22 protein-coding genes are annotated in these 20,350 nt (G+C 53.4%); 15 read left to right on the top strand and 7 right to left on the bottom strand.

Annotated features, from left to right (window positions below; genetic code table 11):
• Position 1 precedes the first annotated feature (1 nt).
• From HUU59_08170 to dnaA, 7 genes are all read right to left on the bottom strand, one after another.
• Complete coding sequence (locus HUU59_08170; GenBank protein NUO19405.1) at positions 2 to 196, bottom strand: hypothetical protein; 195 nt, start codon at positions 194 to 196, stop codon at positions 2 to 4.
• A complete protein-coding gene (locus tag HUU59_08165; protein NUO19404.1) occupies positions 197 to 1,948 on the bottom strand; it encodes a T9SS type A sorting domain-containing protein in 1,752 nt (583 codons plus the stop codon).
• Positions 1,949 to 1,986: 38 nt separating this feature from the next.
• Entirely contained in the window at positions 1,987 to 2,424 is a 438-nt protein-coding gene (locus tag HUU59_08160; GenBank protein ID NUO19403.1) for a hypothetical protein, read from the bottom strand.
• On the bottom strand, positions 2,421 to 3,257 hold the full coding sequence (locus tag HUU59_08155; GenBank protein ID NUO19402.1) for a M48 family metallopeptidase: 837 nt from the start codon (positions 3,255 to 3,257) through the stop codon (positions 2,421 to 2,423). Before HUU59_08155 ends, HUU59_08160 begins: the two co-directional genes overlap by 4 nt.
• A 40-nt stretch (positions 3,258 to 3,297) precedes the next feature.
• Positions 3,298 to 3,597, bottom strand: coding sequence for a DUF721 domain-containing protein (locus HUU59_08150; GenBank protein ID NUO19401.1), 300 nt, complete (start codon positions 3,595 to 3,597; stop codon positions 3,298 to 3,300).
• Positions 3,598 to 3,790: 193 nt separating this feature from the next.
• Positions 3,791 to 4,906, bottom strand: a complete 1,116-nt coding sequence (gene dnaN / locus HUU59_08145; protein NUO19400.1) for a DNA polymerase III subunit beta — start codon at positions 4,904 to 4,906, stop codon at positions 3,791 to 3,793.
• Positions 4,907 to 5,149: 243 nt separating this feature from the next.
• Complete coding sequence (dnaA, locus tag HUU59_08140) at positions 5,150 to 6,580, bottom strand: chromosomal replication initiator protein DnaA (protein ID NUO19399.1); 1,431 nt, start codon at positions 6,578 to 6,580, stop codon at positions 5,150 to 5,152.
• Positions 6,581 to 7,227: 647 nt separating this feature from the next.
• Here dnaA and rpmH point away from each other — a divergent pair.
• The 15 genes from rpmH to HUU59_08065 all read left to right on the top strand — a co-directional run bounded on the left by rpmH (position 7,228) and on the right by HUU59_08065 (position 20,326).
• The gene (gene rpmH / locus HUU59_08135; GenBank protein ID NUO19398.1) at positions 7,228 to 7,377 is read left to right on the top strand and encodes a 50S ribosomal protein L34; all 150 of its coding nucleotides are present in this window, start codon (positions 7,228 to 7,230) and stop codon (positions 7,375 to 7,377) included.
• A gap of 135 nt (positions 7,378 to 7,512) precedes the next feature.
• Entirely contained in the window at positions 7,513 to 7,695 is a 183-nt protein-coding gene (locus tag HUU59_08130; GenBank protein NUO19397.1) for a ribonuclease P protein component, read from the top strand.
• Between the two features lie 41 nt (positions 7,696 to 7,736).
• Positions 7,737 to 7,967 (top strand): membrane protein insertion efficiency factor YidD, encoded by a 231-nt coding sequence (gene yidD, locus HUU59_08125; GenBank protein ID NUO19396.1) that lies wholly within the window; start codon positions 7,737 to 7,739, stop codon positions 7,965 to 7,967.
• An 11-nt stretch (positions 7,968 to 7,978) separates the two neighbouring features.
• Positions 7,979 to 9,727: a membrane protein insertase YidC gene (gene yidC, locus HUU59_08120; protein ID NUO19395.1), complete on the top strand. Its 1,749-nt coding sequence runs from the start codon at positions 7,979 to 7,981 to the stop codon at positions 9,725 to 9,727.
• 331 nt (positions 9,728 to 10,058) lie between these two features.
• Positions 10,059 to 10,976, top strand: coding sequence for a restriction endonuclease (locus tag HUU59_08115; GenBank protein ID NUO19394.1), 918 nt, complete (start codon positions 10,059 to 10,061; stop codon positions 10,974 to 10,976).
• A gap of 15 nt (positions 10,977 to 10,991) precedes the next feature.
• Positions 10,992 to 11,774: a DUF3800 domain-containing protein gene (locus HUU59_08110; GenBank protein NUO19393.1), complete on the top strand. Its 783-nt coding sequence runs from the start codon at positions 10,992 to 10,994 to the stop codon at positions 11,772 to 11,774.
• Positions 11,775 to 11,979: 205 nt separating this feature from the next.
• Entirely contained in the window at positions 11,980 to 13,110 is a 1,131-nt protein-coding gene (locus tag HUU59_08105) for a hypothetical protein (protein NUO19392.1), read from the top strand.
• Between the two features lie 5 nt (positions 13,111 to 13,115).
• The gene (locus HUU59_08100) at positions 13,116 to 14,912 is read left to right on the top strand and encodes a DUF262 domain-containing protein (GenBank protein ID NUO19391.1); all 1,797 of its coding nucleotides are present in this window, start codon (positions 13,116 to 13,118) and stop codon (positions 14,910 to 14,912) included.
• Positions 14,913 to 14,920: 8 nt separating this feature from the next.
• Positions 14,921 to 16,291, top strand: coding sequence for a tRNA uridine-5-carboxymethylaminomethyl(34) synthesis GTPase MnmE (mnmE, locus tag HUU59_08095; GenBank protein ID NUO19390.1), 1,371 nt, complete (start codon positions 14,921 to 14,923; stop codon positions 16,289 to 16,291).
• A gap of 13 nt (positions 16,292 to 16,304) precedes the next feature.
• Positions 16,305 to 16,880: a hypothetical protein gene (locus HUU59_08090; protein NUO19389.1), complete on the top strand. Its 576-nt coding sequence runs from the start codon at positions 16,305 to 16,307 to the stop codon at positions 16,878 to 16,880.
• A 92-nt stretch (positions 16,881 to 16,972) separates the two neighbouring features.
• Entirely contained in the window at positions 16,973 to 17,374 is a 402-nt protein-coding gene (gene queF, locus HUU59_08085; GenBank protein ID NUO19388.1) for an NADPH-dependent 7-cyano-7-deazaguanine reductase QueF, read from the top strand.
• Positions 17,371 to 18,075 carry an HAD family hydrolase gene (locus HUU59_08080; GenBank protein ID NUO19387.1) on the top strand — a complete coding sequence of 235 codons (705 nt, stop codon included), beginning with the start codon at positions 17,371 to 17,373 and terminating at the stop codon, positions 18,073 to 18,075. The genes queF and HUU59_08080 overlap by 4 nt, the downstream gene beginning before the upstream one ends.
• A 257-nt stretch (positions 18,076 to 18,332) precedes the next feature.
• Complete coding sequence (locus HUU59_08075; GenBank protein ID NUO19386.1) at positions 18,333 to 18,818, top strand: hypothetical protein; 486 nt, start codon at positions 18,333 to 18,335, stop codon at positions 18,816 to 18,818.
• A gap of 35 nt (positions 18,819 to 18,853) precedes the next feature.
• Positions 18,854 to 19,780 (top strand): cytochrome c, encoded by a 927-nt coding sequence (locus HUU59_08070; protein NUO19385.1) that lies wholly within the window; start codon positions 18,854 to 18,856, stop codon positions 19,778 to 19,780.
• Between the two features lie 12 nt (positions 19,781 to 19,792).
• Positions 19,793 to 20,326: a DinB family protein gene (locus HUU59_08065; protein ID NUO19384.1), complete on the top strand. Its 534-nt coding sequence runs from the start codon at positions 19,793 to 19,795 to the stop codon at positions 20,324 to 20,326.
• The last annotated feature ends 24 nt before the right edge of the window (positions 20,327 to 20,350 follow it).

Genomic DNA, 20,350 nt, shown 5'->3' with positions numbered 1-20,350 from the left:
CTTAGAAAAGTTTAGGCAGCCAGAGCCAAATCACAATAAGCACCACGCAAAACAAAATCACGCGCAGAATGATTGTGGGAACGGCCGTGTCACCGGGACTCCATTCATGCAGCAGCCACTTGCCGATTTTCTCGACGGCAATCAGCAGGAGCAGAATTCCCGCGAACTTTAGAAATGTGTTCCAATCCCAGGACATCTATTTCACAAATGCCGCTTTCTGCACAAACGCGGCGGCATCCGCTGCGGATGCCCCGCTAACCTCAAGCTTGAACAAGTAAATTCCCGCCGCACATTCCGCACAATTCCACTGGGCCATGTGAAGTCCGGCGCTCATTGAGCCGCTTAACAGTGTGCTTACTTCGCGGCCTAAGACGTCAAACACTCTCAATGACACATCGCTCGCGCGCGGCAACGTAAACGAAACATTCACCGCACCGTTGAACGGATTGGGGTAAAGCGGTTTCAGCTCGAATGCAAGCGGGAGCGGAATGTCGGGTGCGTCGCTGATGACAAAGCCGATGCCCTGCAAAGGAATGGTGTCGGGGCTCGATGACGCATTGCTTGTCACCGTGGCAAAGCCTTCGTAGTCGCGCTCGCTGGTTGGAGCAAACTGCACTTCGGTCGTCATGAACGCGCCGGCTTCAAGATTTACCACAATCCATTGCGGCGGACCTGCGAAGCCATTGCCGGAGACTACAAAATCTGAAATTGTGAGCGTCGCGTTGCCGGTGTTACGCAATTCAACCTGCACGATGCTGTCCTGTCCGACTTCCACCGAATCAAAATCTATGAGCGGTGGCGTGATCGTCAGTTCGGGTGCGGGCGCTCCAATTTCGCCGATGGCCGTATCGCTTTCCAGATAATAAACGAAACCATCCACGGAGGGAATTAGCACCCGGCCATATCCTTCGCCGTCCAACGCAAAACCGACCGCGCCATCTGTGCTGCCATAGACATTTTGCGTCTGCCAATTACCAAGCGAAGAGGAATAGAACAATGTTCCGGTGTAGAAGTTGCCGCTGATTTCGAGACACATTACATGCGGATTTCCGGCTCCGTCGAGCGCGAGAACCGGCTCGCCGGCATTGCTGGTCCCGGAAGCTGCTGTGCCGAAAGTCCAGTCACCCACGGGCGAGCGATAATGATAATACACAGGACGCGGAATGCCGAAGCCCTCGCTGCCGCTCGACACGCAATGCACACCGCCGTCACCGTCCACGGAGATGTCACCCGGATAGCTTTCTGCGTGCGGCACGACCAATCCGGTGACTATCCAATCGGTGCTGCCGCCTGCTTCGTTGGTGGCATGCTGCGCGTTGTAGCCGGAAAAATTTCCGCCGCGAAAGACCACGTGTCCGGCATCCTGTTCATCCACGGCAATGCGCGGCGCGGCTCCCAATCCGAAGTCGCCGATTTCCGCCTCGATGTCATTGAACTCCCATGTCAGGCCGTTGTAGTAGCCGTATTCGAGCTGATAGTCGCCTTCGTCGTCGGTAATATACACGACATAGATTGTGCCGACGGAGTTCACTGCGACATCGGGAGAGTATGCATCTTCGGTTGAGTCTCCCATCATCGTGCGCGACCACGTACCGCCAGCTTGTCGTGCCGCAAACCAGATGCGCGCATCGGATTGAAAAGCGATAACGGGTTGTTGTGTGTCGGGATTCCAGGCGATTGAAATTTCGCCAATCTGTCCCGCCGAAGATGAATCGGTCACCGTCTCCGGCGCCGACCACTGCCCGGTCGCTTCATTGCGCACGTAGTAGCGAACATTGCTGCCGTTACGGAACGCGGTGTGCGCATTGCCGTCCGCATCCACGGCGAGATTTTTCGTCAGCGGCGGTGTCGCGAATGCAACTTGCACGGCATTGCCGAAGTCCCACTGCGCGCGCGCGCCGGAAGCTGCAATAAGGATGATGAGCAGTACGAAGTTCAGGTGTTTCATTTTTCCCCTTTCTGTTTTCAAATCAACGTTTGCATGAACTACGGCATCATTTCGACGGTGACTTTTTCAAGCGCCGGGTTGTTGGCCCACGCGCTGACGGTGGCGAGCTTCTTTTTCACCGCGACGCGCCGTTTGATTTCCTGTATTTCGATATAGGACGTATCGGACTCGCAGGCCTTGTGCTGGGCATAGCAGTCAAGTTGAATGCATAACTCGCCGACGTTGACACGAGTCGTGTCGTCCCGCGATTTCGTCACCCACGCTTTGCCGGTGGACTTCTGATATATCCAGGCGTATTTCGTTTCGACGACGACATGCAGCCACGGCAGATCGAGCGCGGCAAGGCTCACATCGCCGGACACGGGCGGCGCCTGCGCTGCAAGCAGCGGTACATCTATGGTCTCGGCGGCCGCTGACGGCCAAAAGAGCCAGACGAAGAGGGCGAGCGCAGAGTAGGCAAGAATATTTTTCATCACCCGCCCCTCCGGCTGCCTTTGCGCGGCGCGGACGGCACCTCTGTGTCTGAACTGCGGCCTCCGCTCTTTTCAAATTCGGCAATGGCTTCGGGCAGCAGCTCTTCGAGCTGTTTGATTCTGCGGTCATCCGTCGGATGTGTGGAAAGAAACGCGGGCACGGCACCGCCTTCACCCTTGTAGCTCTTAAATCTTTTCCAGAACTCGACGGCTTCCCGCGGATCGTATCCGGCGCGCGCCATATACATGAGTCCCATGCGGTCGGCCTCAAGCTCCTGTCCTCGGGAATGCGGCAGCGTGCGTCCCAATGTTGTGCCTGCACCATAGGCGAGCATGGCAATCTGCCGGGTTTCTTCGGGCTTGTCGGCCAGCGCGATATCGAGCGCGACACCGCCGAGCTGCATCAGAAGCTGTTCGCTTACTCTCTCTCCGCCGTGGCGTGCGGTGGCATGTGCCACTTCATGTCCCATCACCGCGGCAAGTCCCGCTTCATTTTTGGTAATGGGCAGAATGGCCGTATAGATGCCTATTTTGCCGCCCGGTAAACAAAATGCGTTGGGTTCTTCTGAGCGAAAGCAGATGTATTCCCACTGTGCATTGGGCAAATTCACAACCGAAGAGATGTTCCGTCCGACCTTTTCAACCAGCTCCTGTTCGGCGGGATTGTTCGTGCGTGGCGTATTGGCCTTGATGTCATTGAAGGCCGAAAGCCCCAGTTGCGCCTCCTGAGACGAGTTGATTAGCATCAGCCCCTTGCGTCCTGTTTCGGGGTTCGTGTAGCAGGTGACAATCAGAGCCGCGCACAAGATCGCAGCGAGTATGGCGATTTTTTTCATCCGTTTCTCCCTTTTCATATGCAATTACGCGAGTCTGTATTCAGTTGAGGAATATCTCTTTCACAATCCCCTTCCCGACCACCTGTTCGATGCGTCCCAGCAGTTCGGGCTTGGTATGGTGCAGCGTTGCCCGCCAAACATCATGATCGCACTGAATCAACAGCCGCCCCTTTTCGAGGCCTTGAACATGGGCGTACTTGGCGATCTGCTCGCCCACGATTTCGGCCCAGCGCTCCTCAATCAGCGCCAGCCGCAGCCCTTTTTGGTACTTCTTGTCGCGCAGCAGCGCTTCAACAGCTTTGTGAACGGGGGTGGGTTTCATAGGGGTTGGTTTGGGCAACAGACTCCTGACTATCCAACACTTAATTTACGACTTCACTTCTGTTCTTACAATAGCTCACTGCTCAATTTTGAAGCACTGCGTAAGCGCAACGGGTCCAGCGTCCACGCTGGAAAACGCACAACCCCCGACGCCGCACGCCGGGGGTTGCATTAATCCCGCCAATGTTCTCGAACGAGTCTCTGCCGCGGCGTCAGCTAAGGCGCACCGGCATGATCAGCATCAGCAGGTCTTCATTTTCTTCCTGTTCAGTGGGGCGGACAATTCCCGCGGAGGTAGATGAGCCAAGCTCGAATCGCACATCCGGAGTGTCAATCTGCCGCAGCATTTGCTCCACGTAGCTCGCGTTATAGCCGATGTCCATCGGGTCACCGGTGAATTCACAGGCGATAGTCTCAAAGCCCTCGTTGCCTTGCTCTATATCCTCAACCTTGATCTGCATTTGCTGCTTTTCCAAGTGAACGCGAATCTGCCGCGAAATTTCGTTGGAGAAGATATTGGCACGGCGCACTGCCGACGTCAGTTGGTCAAGTCCTACCGTCAGCACCTGCTTATTCTCGGTCGGAATGACTGCATCATAGTTCGGATATCGTCCCTCAATCAAGCGCGTAATCAACGTCGTGTTGCCGGCACGGAATCCAAGCTGTGACCCGGCGAATCCGATTTCAATGTCCCCTTCACCCTCGGCAATGCGCTGAACCGCCTGCATCGCTTTGGCCGGCACAATCGCCGTATGCGTATCACCCTTGAAGCCATTGGACTTCGTTCCAATCTTTACAAGACGGTGACCATCTGTCGAAACGAGACGGAAATGGTCTTTGGAAAGTTCCAAAAATACGCCGGTCAGTTGCGGCCGCAACTCATCCCGTGACACGGCAAACAGAACTTTCGTTATCATGCGGCGCAGACGACTGCGCGGCATTTTGAAGGTTGTGGTTTCAGAAAGCTGCGGAACCTGCGGATAGACGTCGACCGATTCAGCGGCGCATTGATACTTCTTGCCTTCCGTATCGGTAATCGTGATACGATGCTCTTTGTTCGCTTCGATTGACACCGTCACATCGGGCAGTCCGCGCATGAGATCGAGAAACTTGCGCGACGGCAGCAGCGTTCTTCCGTCCTTCTGACCCTGCACTTCAATTTCAGTCTGCATCGTGACTTCAATATCGGAGCCCGTCAGCGTAAGCGTATTGCCCTTCAGGTCCGCCAGAAAGTGGGACAGCACGGGCATCGGGCTTTTTTGCGGAACAACGGTGGAGAGCGGCGCGAGTGCTGCCGCTAAGCTGCTTTGTGGTGCGGAGAATTTCATGAAAGGTTTCTGAGTCTGATAATAAAGAGAAAAGATTAAAAGAAATTGGTAGTCGTAACAGAGACCGTGAATTCGTGGACAACTGTCCTTAGCTCTTGGTTTTCAGTTACTCTGTCATCTGCATAACCGAGTGCACGGTTGATGTCACTTGTCCCCTCACTCTGCAATGTCCCCAATTTCCCGCCAATCATCCCCCGTCATTCACTCCGCGAGTAAACAATTCGCGGAGTTGCCAACAGCTATTCACATACTTGTGCGCACAATCGGACCGAGTGAGAGCCTGCGCTCAAGATCATTTAATGCGGCAACGGTTTGCACCTCATCCGTTTTGCGCAACTCAGTGATGGTATCCCGCGCATGTATAACGGTTGAATGATCGCGCCCGCCGAAGAATCCGCCGATAGTCTTGAGAGAATGCTCGGTCAATTCCGTCATCAAATACATCGCGATCATGCGTGCGTACGCGATTTCCTTTTTGCGCGTTTTTCCCCGCAGCGCGTCCTGACTGATTCTGAAATAGTCCGCCACCGTTTGTTGAATCAGTTCCACCGGCGGCCGTCCCGTGCGCTTTCCGGTTTTTTCCTGAATAACTCGCTGTGCAAGCTCAAGCGTTGCTGGCACTCTGCCGAATTGACAGTGCGCCACGAGAGCTGCAAATGCGCCTTCGAGCTCTCTTACATTGCTGGTAATGTGTGTAGATAATAGGTCTGCAACATCGAGCGGCAGCGGGAAGTTTTCAAATTTTGCGCGGTCCTGCAAAATTGCCAGACGTGTCTCATAGGTCGGAGGATTGACATTCGTCACAAGTCCCGAATCGAAACGCGAAATCAAACGTTCATCAAATCCTGCAAGTTCATGCACCGGGCGATCCGAGGTCATCACGATCCTGCGTCCGCTTTGATGCAGCGCGTTAAAGGCGTGAAAAAATTCGGTCTGCGTGCGCTCTTTCGTGGCAAAGAACTGAATGTCGTCCACGAGCAGCAGGTCGACATTGCGGTATTTGTCGGTGAAGTCCGATCCCTGCTGCGTTCTTACAGATTGAATAAAATCCTGCGTGAAGCGTTCGGATGAGACATATCTAACTCGGATGCCGTCATAGCGGCGCACGGACAGCACCCGGTTGCCGATGGACTGCAGAAGGTGTGTTTTGCCCAATCCCGTGCCGCCGTAAATCAGCAGCGGATTCCACAGCGTAGGCCGTGACAAATCAGAGATTGCCAAACACGCGGCGCGCGCGAAGCTGTTGCAGTCTCCCTCAATAAAATTTTCGAAGCGGTAGCGAGGATTGAGATTGGCCTCGGCCGCAAGTTCCGCCGCGCTCACCGAGTGTCCGTTGGCCGGCACGTTCTCAGGATGCTTGGCGGGCGCAGTGGTGGTGAATTTCAGATTTCGTTGGCGCGGTATTTCGCCGGCTCCCTGAACGCGAATGCGCACACGCACGGGTTCGCCCGTGTTTTCAAGTGCCACGGCTTCGAGGCCCGGGACAAAATGTTCTTCAACGAACTCGCGGTGAAATTTTGAGGGAGCAAGCAGAGTAAGTACGCGGTCTTCAAGCTTTTCGGGCTTGAGGGTCTCAATCCAGGAACTGAATGTGGTCTCAGAGACCGAGGGCGCCACCGCCGACATAATCGACGACCATAATTCAGCGGCTGGCGGCGTTGCAACAGAAGCCATAGGCGAGATTAGAATATAGTTGCAAAAGTGGAGAGAAGCACGGAGGATAACTCCGCATCGTGTGAGGGTTTATCCCCCGAACCTCACTCAGCGGGCTCATAATATAACACATCCACACCGATTGTCAACGAGAATAACTCCTCTTTTTACTCGCACTTACAATCGTTAGAGAGTTGTTAATTCGTGCTCTGATACCTTAACCGTCGATCAAGTTAGAGAGGCAACAGTCCCAGAGGAGGCTATATCAACTTATACTCAGGCAAGCGGCGAAATTTTCCCTGTTTTTATGCACAAGGAAAATTGGAAACTCTTGCCGTGTGCAAAAAATCTCGCACTTCTCTGACCCGTCAATCGCATCCGATTGTGCTCGACTGCGCGCAGGCCGGACACGTCATACTGCCTGTAGTGGAACAGGAGAAGAACCGTCACAGCTTTTAAGAACACGTGACCGATTCGCACCGCAAGCCTCCGATAATCAAGGATGGCCTCTCTAAATCCTGGTGACAGATAATAAGAAACAATGATTTAGACATTATCTTGTGTGCGATCGTGCGGCGTGGGCGGTTGCCAATATCGCCTGATTTGTCTATTTTACAGGTTCGCCTGCAATCGAATTGAAGAATTACACATATACCGAAGTCTGAGCCATGAAAAGAACTTACCAACCATCGAAGCGCCGCCGCAAGAATCGTCATGGATTCCGCGAGCGTATGGCCACAAAAAACGGCCGGGCTGTACTCGCTCGCCGTCGCGCCAAGGGCCGCAAACGCCTGACTGTCTCGGATGAACGAAGCTAAGTTTCCATCTTCCGAGCGCCTGTCGGGCCGTTCGGAGCTGGAACAGGTTCGCAAATTGGGCCAGCGACGGACACTTCCGGAGCTGGTTCTTTTTTTTTGCCCGGGCAGCCCGGCCGAAAACTGGGCTGTGCTGCCATGCGCAAAGTCGGCACTGCGGTGGTCCGCAACTACCATCGCCGCAGGCTGAAGGAGTTTTACCGCTTGAACAAGGGGCTGTGGGCGGAGGGTGGACACTACTTCGCACTCTTCCGCCAGCCCGTGACCGATTGGACTGATTTTGAGGTCAGGCTTCGCGCCCTGCTCTCCAAACTTTCGTAGTCCGTCTTGCTTCTTTCCGATTTCAAATTTCCAATTTTATTGTGTCCTGGCTGTTGATCCAGCTGATTCGTGCGTATCAGGTTACGCTTGGCCCCCATTTGGGCGGGCGCTGCCGGTTTACCCCGACATGTTCGGAATATGCCATCGAAGCACTTAATAAAAAAGGATTTGTCAAAGGACTTGCACTATCAATTCGCAGGGTCGCGAAGTGCGGCCCCTGGCATCCCGGCGGCGTGGACTTAGTTCCAGAGTCAAAGGGAACAACAACTTAAAAAAGAACACCGTGTTTGATCGCAACACCATTATCGCACTGATTATTGTTGGCATCATAATCATCCTGATGCCCGTGTACAACAAATGGCTGATGCCGCCTCCTCCGGCAAATCAGCAGGCAGAAACCGTCATTGAGCAGTCAAGCCCTGAAAAAACAGACAAGTCATCAGGTACCGAGGCGATAACGTCCGCCCCTGCGGATACAATAAACGCCACGGTCGCCGCCGTCGTGGATTCGGCAGCCCCGGTCAAACCCTACACCTCGGAGCTGGTCGAAATCGAGACTCCAAAGTATAAGCTGTGGATCGGCTCAGATGGTCGTCCGACAAGTTACATACTCAATGATTACAAGCTCAAAGCTGGTCCTTCAGTCAACCTTCATGCGATGGCAACTGCAAAGGATTCGGCCATCGGCACTTGGGATATTGATCTCGGACCGCGAAACATCAGCACGCTGCGGGGACTTTACTTCGAACCCAGCAGGTCACGACTGGCGGTCCTGGGTGGCCGCGACTCGCTCGAGCTGAACTACACTTCGCCGGCGGGTCAGAAACTAACTGTTTATTATATTGTTGACAGCGAACGATATGGATTCGACCTCGTCATTCGCGCCAACGGCTACTCCACACCCGACACCCGCGAATATAAACTGACGTGGCAGGGCGGGGTTCCCACAACCGAACCGGATCCTGCATCAGATCACGAGTTCGGCGGAGCCTACGCGATGGTGGGTGAAGAGCTCGAGAATTCCCAGCTTGGCAGCGATCCCAAGGTGGAGTTCTCCGCGACCGGGCGGACCCCGTTTGTTGCCGCGCGCTCGAAATACTTCATAGCCGCGATGATTCCCAGCAGCCCGGCCGCCGGAGCGGATTTGCTCGGCCGCACGCGGGTTGCCGGTGAAAAGACCGTCCCACATATATATGATGCAAGCCTGCGCATGCCGTGGGAGGGCGCGACGCTCGAAAGCCGGGTGCAGGTTTATTGGGGGCCGATTGACAAGGAGAATCTCGAAGTTTATGGTGTCGGTCTCGAGAACACGATGAACTGGGGCTGGAGCATCGTCAAGCCGTTCTCGCTGGCCACGTTGTGGCTGTTGAAATTCCTGGGCAAGTTCATATCCAATTACGGCATCGTCATCATCATCTTCTCGATATTGGTGAAGGTGCTGCTGTGGCCGCTCACGCGCAAGTCGCAGATTGCGATGAAGAAGCTCGCGGCGCTGCGTCCTGAGATTGAAGCGCTGAAAGAAAAGCACGCCAAGAATCCGCAGGCGATGAACGCGGCCATGATGGCTCTCTATAAAGAGCGCGGCGCCAATCCCGCTGCGGGCTGTATTCCGATGCTGCTGCAGATGCCGATTCTTTATGCGCTGTTCATCGTGTTCCGCAGCACGATCGAGTTTCGTCAGGCGCCCTTCTTCGGTTGGATATCGGACCTGAGTCAGCCCGACTTCATGTTTCATCTGCCGTTTTCGATTCCGCTCTACGGCAGCGGCGTCGGCTTGCTGCCGATCGTGATGGGCGTGTCGCAGTTCTTCATGTCGAAGGCCACGCTCACGGATCCGAATCAGAAGGCCATGCTCTACATCATGCCGGTGATGATGGTGCTGCTCTTCAACAATTTCCCCAGCGGGCTTTCGCTGTATTACACACTCTTCAATGTGTTGGCGATAGTTGAACAGCGTTTCATCAAATTGCCGGAAAATTTCGGCTCGGCGGTGGTGGTGGAAGACAAGCCGAAGAAGAAGATAAAGAAGTAGGGGCACAACATGTTGTGCCCGGGTGCCGCACCGCCCGAACGCACAAAAAAACGGCGCCTGTGTTTGCAGGACGCCGTAAAAGCGACACGCCAGACATTTGTTTTGCCCACCGGCTTGGCCATGCCGCCGCAGCGGTTCAGCCTTTGTGCCTGGCGCTTCAATGATTACACGACGCGGCTCTAACATTTGTTCCCGGGCGGCTCATGTAGGGGCGGATGGCGATCCGCCCGGGCGGGGCAGAGATTTCAAGCGCGCTGTCATCCTGAACGAAATGAAGGATCTATTCAGAGCACCCCACGGACGAAAAGCGTAAACCAACACCGCATCGCACATGGCACTACCAGATTACGAATCCATAATGTTGCCGTTGTTAAAACACATGCAACGAGGTATTGAGTTTAGCAAAAGCGATCTTGTTGCTGCGATGGCAAGGCATTTTGACCTGACAAACGATGAACTGGTCCTTCTTGTGAAGAGTGGAACGCCAGCGTTTGGCGGGCGAGTGCATTGGGCGCTGCAATACATGATGAACGCCAAACTTGTTGATAGACCTGCGCGCGCGACATACAAGATTACTGCGCGAGGCAAGGAGTTGCTGAGCTCAAACCCTCCGCAAATTGATATCGCAGTGCTTCGACAGTTTCCAGAATTCGTGGCGTGGCAGGGCAAGGCAAGAGAAAAAACGAAGGTCGACGAGCAAGACAGCCCAAAACCACCATCAGACCATCAGCTTACACCCGACGAACAGATCGACCGTGGTTACACCCAAGTTCGAAGCACTCTGGCAGCAGAACTTATAGAGAAAGTCAAATCCTGTTCCCCGCGCTTCTTCGAGCAGCTTGTAGTTGATCTTCTTGTAAGGATGGGTTACGGAGGTTCAGTTGAAGAAGCGGCGCGCGTTGTCGGTAAGTCAGGTGACGGCGGCATTGACGGCATCATCAAAGAAGACAAGCTTGGCTTGGACATAATTTATGTTCAAGCAAAACGCTGGGAGAATGTTGTCGGAGCCGGATCGGTGCGCGACTTCTCTGGAAGCTTGGATTACCACGGTGCGAAGAAGGGTGTATTTATTACGACCTCACAGTTCACGAAAGATGCGCGGGAATTTGTCACAAGAATTGGCGAGAAGAAAGTTGTCTTGGTGGACGGCTTCGAACTTGCCCAGCTCATGATAGACCACGACATCGGCGTCAGCACCGTTACGACTTACACCATCAAACGTCTCGACTCAGACTATTTCGAAGAATAGATTCTTGTCTGGCCGATGAGTCATATCATAATTTGTGATGAAAGCAGTACAGACGACAACTACATGGTTGTCGGCGGGCTCATCATCCCCCCGAAAAACTATGAGCTACTGATCGAGGAATTTCTGACGTGGAAAGCAACGCACAAACTCAACCCGCATAGCGAATTCAAGTGGACCAAGGTCAGCAATCGGTATCTGCCCTTGTATTTGGAGTCGATAGAGTGGTTCTTTCGTCACCTGCACTCTAACCATGTAACCTTCCGCGCACTTGTTGTAAACACTCGCGTGTCAGAATACCATGAGTACGGCAAAGGAAACACCGAGACATCTTTCTACAAAGTTTATCATCACCTGTTGTTGAATGCTGCAAAGCAGATTCTTGAGACAGACCCCTCCGGGAAAGCGCTTGTCTTGCTCGACGACAAGACAAACAATTATCCGTTTCGACTTGATGTCCTGAAGAAAACCTTGAACAGTGCGCTTCGACGCGATGTTGGGAGATCAAATGCGATTGCCAATGTTGAACCGCGCAAGTCCAGCGGAGAATCAAACGAATCGTTGATTCAAATAGTGGACATACTCATTGGTGCCGTCTCGTTCATTCGCAACGGCAGACACGAATTGCCTAGTGCCTCAAAACCCAAGATCGAACTCGCGTCAAAGGTTGCTGAGTTAGCCAAGACTGACCTTGCCTTTGACACGGGCAGTCGCGCAGCCTTCAACCTGTGGACACTCGACGTTCGGAAGATGTTGGAAGCAAAAAAACGGCGCTCCCCAAAAGGAAGCGCCGAAAATTGAAACCGCCCTACCGCCTAAGCCTTTCAGCAAGCTGTACCATGAGGTACAGGTTTCAGCGACAGCGGCGATTCAACCTTTATACGTGCAAATCGCACGCCTTGTTTCAGATGAAACATACGAAGTGAGCTTGAGAAAGTCAAGCGAACAGCACAACTATCGCAAAACACGCAAAAACAGACAGATACACACCGCAACGAACCCAACCATGAACCCCGACGAGATCCAAAACGAAACCCCGGAGCAGACTCCGGAAGAGCAGTCACACACCGAGCCCGACTCAGCTCCGGCGACGGACAATGACGCGCTGGAATCCTTTTCTACTGATGAGCTCGGCCCGGCATCGACCGCCGAAGAAGTCGCCGCCGAACCTGCCGCCGCGGAAGCAAATCTGGACAAAATCCGCGCCGCCATTCGTGAGCTCGACCAGGGCCACATGAAAGACGGCAGGCGCAACTACAAGGAATTTTTCGAACACGCGAAATCCGTCGGCGGGCTGTTCAAAACACTGAAGCCGCTGCCGCACGAGGAGCGCGAAAAACTCTGGCAGGAGTTCAGCGCGTTGTGCGACGACGCGCGCGCGCAGCAAAATTCGGAACGCGAAGAGCAGCGGCTTGCCTCGCTGGAGCTGCGCGGCAAACTCGAAGCGCGTCTAATCGAGCTGCAGCAAGCGGGACCCAACGCGAAGTTCGCCGACGATTTCAACAAGATATCCGATCAAATGAAGGCGATTCGCGAAGAGTTTTCGGGCACGAAAGAGAAACAAAGCCCGCTGATTCCCAAAGACCGCGAAGCGCTGTGGAAATTGTGGAAGACAGCCGACGACGCGATTTGGTCTCACCGCAAAGCTGTGCGCGAGGAAAACTATGCGCAGGGAAAAGAGCACATGCAGCAGTGCGCGGAGCTTGCGGCGAGCGGCGATCCGTTCGATTGTCATAAAAAGATAAAAGAGCTTCGTCCGTGGCAGCGCAGCGCCGAACTCTCGCGCGAACAGCGTGACGAGATTCGCAAATCGCTCGACGCGTCGTGGGAAGCCGCGGCGGTGCGCATCGAAAGCGGTCGCGCAGAACGCAAGAAACAATATGAAGAATGGACGGAACGCACGAGCGGACTGCTGGCCGAGTGGGAAACCAAACTGGAGAAAATGCGCGACTTTCGCGTAAAGCTCGAAGAGCAGATTGCGCGCCTGAACGACATGGAAACCAATGCGCGCACAGACGAATTTGCGGATCAGGTGGCGGGCTGGCGCGAAGAGAAGGAAGCCAAACTCGCCGATGTCGACAAGAACCTCGCCTCGCTTATCGAGAAGATTGAGTCCGTAAAGAAGAGATTAAAGTAGGTGATATGCCACAACAGAAGTACTCTGTAACACAACAGCCCATTGATACTCTTCTGTCTTGGGTCAAGTCGGGAGAGATTGCGATTCCCGAAATCCAACGTCCGTTTGTGTGGAGCGCAACGAAGGTTCGCGACCTTTTAGATTCTCTGTTGCAGGGTTATCCAGTTGGCTACCTTATTGCCTGGCGAAACCCAACAGTCCGACTGAAGGATGGCACGCAATCAGCTGGAAAGCGAATTCTTATTGACGGGCAGCAGCGAGTCACTGCCTTAATGGCGTCTTTGCTGGGACGTGAAGTCGTGACCAAGGACTATGAGACTGTGCGCATACGTATTGCGTATCACCCAATTGAGCGAAGATTTGAAGTGACAAATCCCGCCATCAAAAAGGACAAAAGCTGGTTGCCAGATATCGCAGAGGTCTTTGCTCCAACTGCTAGTATGTTTTCGCTTGTCAACGAATATTGCCAAAAAAACGAGAGCGCGTCGCAAGATGCAGTCTTCAAGAGCTTGGAGGGCCTTCGCCAAATCACCAACAATTCAGTTGGCTTAATAGAGCTCGAGGCCGATCTTGGTATTGAAACGGTTACGGAAGTGTTTATTCGAGTAAACTCAGCCGGAACGGAGCTGAGCCAAGCGGACTTTGCGATGTCCAAGATTGCGTCAAGCGAGCAGTATGATGGGCACACCCTTCGGAAAGCAATTGATTACTTCTGTCACCTAACAGTTGCTCCGGAGTTCCACGGAATTATTGCAGACAAGGACAAGGAGTTTGCGAAAACCGACTATTTTCAGAAAATGTCGTGGTTGAAGCAAGAAGGTGACGATATTTACGATCCGGCATATACGGATATGTTGCGCGTAGCCTATACGTCTGAGTTTGGTAGAGGCCGCCTTGAAGATTTGGTAGCGTTGCTGTCTGGAAGAAACTTTGAGACAAAACAATACGAAGCGACTGTGGCAGAAGAATCCTTTGAGAGATTAAGGGCTGGCATACAGAACTTCATGAGCGAAACAAACTTCAAGCGCTTTGTCATGATTATACGCTCGGCGGGATTTGTCGACGCTACCTTAGTCGGATCTCAGAACGCTCTCAATGTCGCGTACATATTGTATCTCTTGATGCGAAGGCACAACGTGCCGGCACCCGAGATTGAATCCTTCGTTCGCAAGTGGTTTGTCTTGTCAATGCTAACCCAGCGATATTCTGGTTCCGCCGAAAGCACCATTGATTTTGATGTTCGCCAGTTTGAACAACAGGGGTTTCACAAGTACATTGAGGCAATTATGTCGGGAACATTGTCCGATTCATATTGGTCGGTGCAATTACCGCAAGAGATGGTTACCTCGTCTTCAAGTTCGCCCGCTTTCCGCGTTTTTCGCGCAGCACAGGTAAAGCTAAACGACAAAGGGTTCCTGTCGCGCGACATCACGGTACAGGATTTGATTCTTAATCGTGGGGACCACCACCACATCTTTCCAAAGAACTACCTCAAGAAAGAGGGCGCATCAAAAGGTATCTATAATCAGATTGCAAACTACGCAGTCACGCAGAGCGAGATAAATATTGCGATTGGAGATCTCGCACCAAGCAAGTATTTCTCTACATTGTTTGAAGCCTGCTCGCGGGGGCAATCGGCATATGGCGCCATCAACGATCTTGACGAATTGAAAGAGAATCTGCGTGCTCATTGCATCCCTGATGGAATCACCGAGATGAGCTCGGAACATTACTCCGACTTTCTTGACGCACGTCGAACGGCAATGGCCGATCGGATGCGCATGTACTTCAGGAAGCTCTGAGTTCGCCCGTGACCCCACCCGCCGACACCATTGCCGCCATTGCCACTCCACCGGGAATTGGCGGCATCGCCGTCATCCGAGTTTCCGGACCAAAGTCGTGGGAAGTTGCAAGGCTCCTCGGGTCTCCCTCCGTTCACGGGGGGAATATGGGGGGGCTGGAAACAGCTCCAAATACGGTTAAGCACGCATACATATACAATAATAACAATGAGCTGATTGACGAAGTGTTAATCAGCTTTTTTAAGTCCCCGCATTCCTATACAGGAGAAGATGTCATTGAGATTTCCTGTCATGGCGGGAATGTTGTATCTAAGCGCATATTAAAATTGATATTGTCACAGGACGTGCGCATGGCACGCCCCGGAGAGTTTACTGAGCGCGCATTTCTGAATGGCAAGCTCGACTTAGCCCAGGCCGAGGCCGTGGCAGGCCTGATTCATGCTCGTTCTGAGGCTTCTGCTCGCACCGCACTGTCGCAGTTGTCCGGAAAGCTCTCGGAGCATGTCCGGGAGATGCGCGCGAAGATATTGGATTTATTGGCATTGTTAGAACTTGAGCTGGATTTCAGCGAGGAAGACGTAAGTTTCCAGTCTTTGGAGTCCCGAAAGACCGATTTGTTAGAGCTTCAGCAAAAAATCAAACATCTAATCTCGTCGTTTGCCCGAGGTCGAATCGAACGCGAAGGACTTCGCGTGGCGATTGTAGGAGCGCCGAATGCCGGAAAGTCCACTCTTCTGAACCGGATTGTTGGCGACGAGCGCGCCATTGTCTCACCCCATCCCGGCACGACCCGGGATGTTATCGAGGCCCATCTTGAGCTTTCCGGCCATGAAGTCATCTTTCAGGACACTGCCGGTTTGCGCGACACGGAGCACGAAATCGAAAGTATTGGTATCGAACGCACGCGAAAAGCGCTGAGTCGCGCCGATCTCATCCTTCTCCTTATTGATAGTCAGACCGGAGACCTGCCCGGACCGGAAATGCTGGCCGAAATCGCGAACAAAACTCCGTTAATCGTGTATAATAAGAGTGACCTCAGTCGCGCGGAGTATGCCGTCCCCTTTGCAACACACAGCGGCGTGTTTCACATTTCGGCGCTGTCAGGCGGCGGAGTGGAAGAGTTGCTCACAGAACTGACCCGCGTGTTCACCGAAGAGCTTGAAACCGCAGGTGACCTGATCATCACCGAGCAGCGCCATCACGATGCCCTTCGGCGGGCAAACGAGGCCCTCGTTCGTGCACAATCTCTTTTCAGCGAATCCACATTGATGGCCGCCGATCTCCGCGACGCCGCCAACGCGCTTGGTGAAATCACCGGCGAATCCATCGGCGAAGAGGTGCTGGACAGAATCTTTTCGAAGTTTTGTATTGGTAAATAGAAAGTAGGTAGAAATGTCTGTATTAAGTGACGCCGTGCTGGAATCTGTCGTGAGGAATTATGTTGCCGAGAGCCGCCCGAAGTCGAAGGCCGAATTCGCATTCTATGTCGGCCAGCCTTCGCTTGAGGCCGCGATTCGCGCCGCCGCTTGCGCAACAAAGTCTGACGGCAAGCCCGGCAAACACCACCGCAAAGGTTCCATTGATTCGCTGAAGATAGCCGAGGAAAAACTCGTTGGCTTGAAGGATTCTCTCGAGGCTTGCAAGACTTTTGATGCGCTGCTTGAAGGAGTCGAGCGCGCGATTCTGCCAATCCCCGGATTGAACGATGTGTATGCGTATGATACCGCGACCCGCATCGGCGCCTATCTGAACATCTGGCCGAAACACGTGTATCTGTACACAAGCACGCGCACGGGCGCCAAACAGCTTGGCATCGTCACCAAGAAGCGCTTGCTGCTCTTTAATTCACTGCCCGCAGCTTTTCAGGAGCTCGAACCCTACGAAGCCGAAGAAGCGCTGAGCAATCTGAAGAAGCTGATCAGCGAGCCTGCCGCACCGGCCTCGTATTTCAGTCAGAGTCAGGAATAAGGACGCTGAAATAATCAGTTGGCAACAAAAGCAGGGCGCTCCGCTGCTTGGCGCGTTTCTGCGTTCTCTTCAATTTCGAATTTACCGCCCCCGTGCCCACACAAAAATCCGACACAAAGTTACTGAAGTCGCTCGGCAGGAAAGCCAAAGCCTCGCGCAAACTCGAAGTCTTTCCAAATCATTCGCCGGGGAAGATGGAGGTCACGCTCAACTGCACCGAGTTCACCTGCCTCTGTCCGGTCACCGGTCAGCCCGACTTCGCACACATCGAAATCATCTATACTCCCGACAAATACGTCGTCGAATCCAAGTCGCTGAAACTCTATCTCGAAACCTTCCGCAATGTCGGCGTTTTCCACGAACATCTTGCGGTGGACATCGGCGAAGATTTTATGAGGTTTGTCAAACCGCTTCATGTTGAAGTCATCGCCCATTTCAACACGCGCGGCGGCATCGCAATTTCGGCAGCCTACTCAAACACGCGAAGGAAGTGAAACCGGATTTTCTGATCTTTGATTGCGACGGCGTACTTGTGGACAGCGAGTGGTTGGTCGCGCGCATCGAAGTGGAAACACGCGCGGAGTTCGGTCAGCACATCACTATTGAAGAATACATCCGCCGCTACGTGGGGTTGTCTACGCGCTCTCCTGAATATCTCGAAAGCTTGAAGGACTTGCCATCCGGGTTTCGTGATGTGATGAAACTTCGCGTCGAGCGCGCGTTCCACGAAGAGCTCGAGGCGATTGATGGAGTTGCCGAAACGCTTGCCCGGCTCAAGCATTGGCCCAAAGCAATTGCATCGAGTTCAAGTCCGCACGAAATCGTAATGATGTTGGAGCATGTCGGCTTGCTGCATCACTTCGAAATGCACGCGGCGGCACCCGCATCGGGCGCTCCGTTTGTTCCGAAAGCGCACAGTGGTTATAACATCTTCTCTGTCTCCATGGTCGCTCGCCCAAAGCCCGCCCCGGATGTCTATCTGCACGCCGCCGAGCAAAACAATGTCCTTCCTGCGCAATGTCTCGTAATCGAGGACTCCGTGGTTGGCGCGACGGCGGCGCTTTCTGCGGGCATGACCGTTTGGGGTTTCACGGGTGCCCGTCACCAGACCGATGCCTCCAGGGAGCGGTTGCGCAACCTTGGCGTGCATCGCATCATCGAAGAAATGAGCGAGTTGCCCGGTCTGATTGACTGAAAATCCTGAGGATTTTCGTATTGTTGACCCCGGCGAGATCCGGGGTTTATTCATTTCGCAAAAGATAAATAATTGTTTATATTGTGTTTGTAGAAGACAAAACAACTCACTCCGTATTAAGTGTGCAAATAGAAGCACTTAACTGACAAGAAAGAAAACAGGTCGTAATTCAATAACAGCCTCGCATTTTTAGACTCAACTTTAGTATATTATAAGCTTGACTAAATTGGTGGAATCTGACCCTTTCGGGAGGCACCATGGCCGAATTAAGTGAATATACCTACCGCGGTGCGCGAGCCTGTGTGCTCATGCACGAGCAGTTCATGCAGGATTTTCTCGACCTGTGGTGGGCTGCCAAGTCTGCGGAGATCAAACTGCCGGAAACCGAAGACCCGGACTACCAGAGCCTCGACCATCTGTTGGTGCATGTGCTTCGCGCGGGACGCGGGTACATGACATGGATGTGCGAAAAGCTTGGATTACCTGATCCGGACATTAACGCGGCGCCCGCAGTCGAAGATGTAGAAGAGCAGTGCGACGAATATCTGGAATATCTGCTCGAGAAGTGGCGCACGCCGCTCGCGAACGTTCCGGAAGAAGCGTTCAACGCGGTGCACAAGTCGCGCTGGGGAGTGGATATGGCAATTGAGTCCATGCTCGAACACGCGGTCATGCATCCATTACGCCACTCGTTCCAATTGGAGGAATTGTTGTCGGAGCAAGCGCCCGACTATTTGGAGTAAGCACCTTTTCACAGAACTGAGGGAGAACACAAACGATGAAAAACGTTTTGAAGTGGATCGGAATCGCGGCCGGTATATTGATATTGATCGTCGTCATGTACGGCGGCTATATCTTCATGCAGGCCGGAAGTATCATGAGCAAATCGTACGCGGATGTCAAAGGCAAAAATATCTATGTGCCGAGCGACAGCGCAACGATTGAACGCGGACGCTATCTGGTTTCATCGGTCGGGACGTGCGCAGGCTGCCACATGCCCGACTTGAGCGGACACGAGTTGGACATGGGGCCGTTCGCCTTTTTCAGTGCCCCCAATATCACCTTCGGCAAAGGCGGATTGCCGGCGGACTATTCCATTCAAGATCTTGATTTAGCCGTACGACATGGAATTAAACGCGATAAGACCGGCATGTTGATTATGCCGAGCTTTCACCTGAATCGCATATCCGATGAAGACCTTGCTGCTATTTATGCGTATTTGAAAGTTGCTCCGAAAGTTGACGTCGAACGCAAACCTTTTGCGCTCGGCCCGATTGGTAAAATGGTGTTGGTGAAGGGGGGACTGGTCAACGAGGCCGCCGTGACCGACCACAGCTTCAAGAGTCCGAAGCGTCCCGAAATTGCCGTCACCGCTGAGTATGGAAAGTATATCGCGGAAATCGCCTGCATCGGCTGCCACGGTCCGAACTACAGCGGCGGCCCGGTGTTCGAAGGCGACCCCAATTGGCCGCCGGCGGCGAATCTGACGAAGCACTTGAAGCACTACAATTACGAGTCATTCGCGAATCTGATGAAGACTGGAATTCGTGCGGATGGCACGCTGGTGGACACGCTCGCCATGCCGACAAGTCTCACCAAACTTGCCGACAGCGTCGACGTCGCGGCCTTATGGACTTACTTGAGCGCGCTGCCCGAGCAGCAGGATGCCAGCATGGATTGGCATACCATTCTCGCAAAACACTAAGCATTCTAAAGAGTGTCGTCATCCTGGACTTTCCTGCGCGGCAGACAGGATGACGACGCTCGATTCCATTTTGGTGCGACCATGACTCTTGCCGATCTCAAGCACTTGCTGCACTACACACGCTGGGCAAACTCGCAGATTATTGAAGAGATGCTTTCGCATGTGGACGCTCCGCCGCGTGCCGTGACGTGGCTTGCGCACAATCTTGCCGCCGAGCATCTCTGGATCGACCGCATGACGAACGATCCGCGCAATCATCTTGTGTGGCCGGATTGGAAACTCTATGAATGTCTGGAGCAGCAGCAGGAACTCGCTCGCCGCTGGGAAAAATTCTTCACCGGCATGTCCGACGACGATCTCGATCGCAAGGTGACCTACACCAATTCACAAGGCAACGAGTTCACAAACTCCGTGCGCGAGATCCTGACACATCTCGTCCTTCACGCTCCCCATCATCGCGGACAGATCAACGCCGAACTCCGCGCCATGGGCTTCGAGCCACCGTGGATTGATTATATTCAGGCGGTCAGAACAAAACAAATATAGAGTATCGCCGTTGTGGATTTCAAG

The organism is bacterium, assembly GCA_013360195.1.
Taxonomy (GTDB): domain Bacteria; phylum Electryoneota; class RPQS01; order RPQS01; family RPQS01; genus JABWCQ01.
The sequence above is the reverse complement of the archived record's forward strand: the minus strand, read 5'-3'. Positions and strand labels throughout refer to the sequence as shown.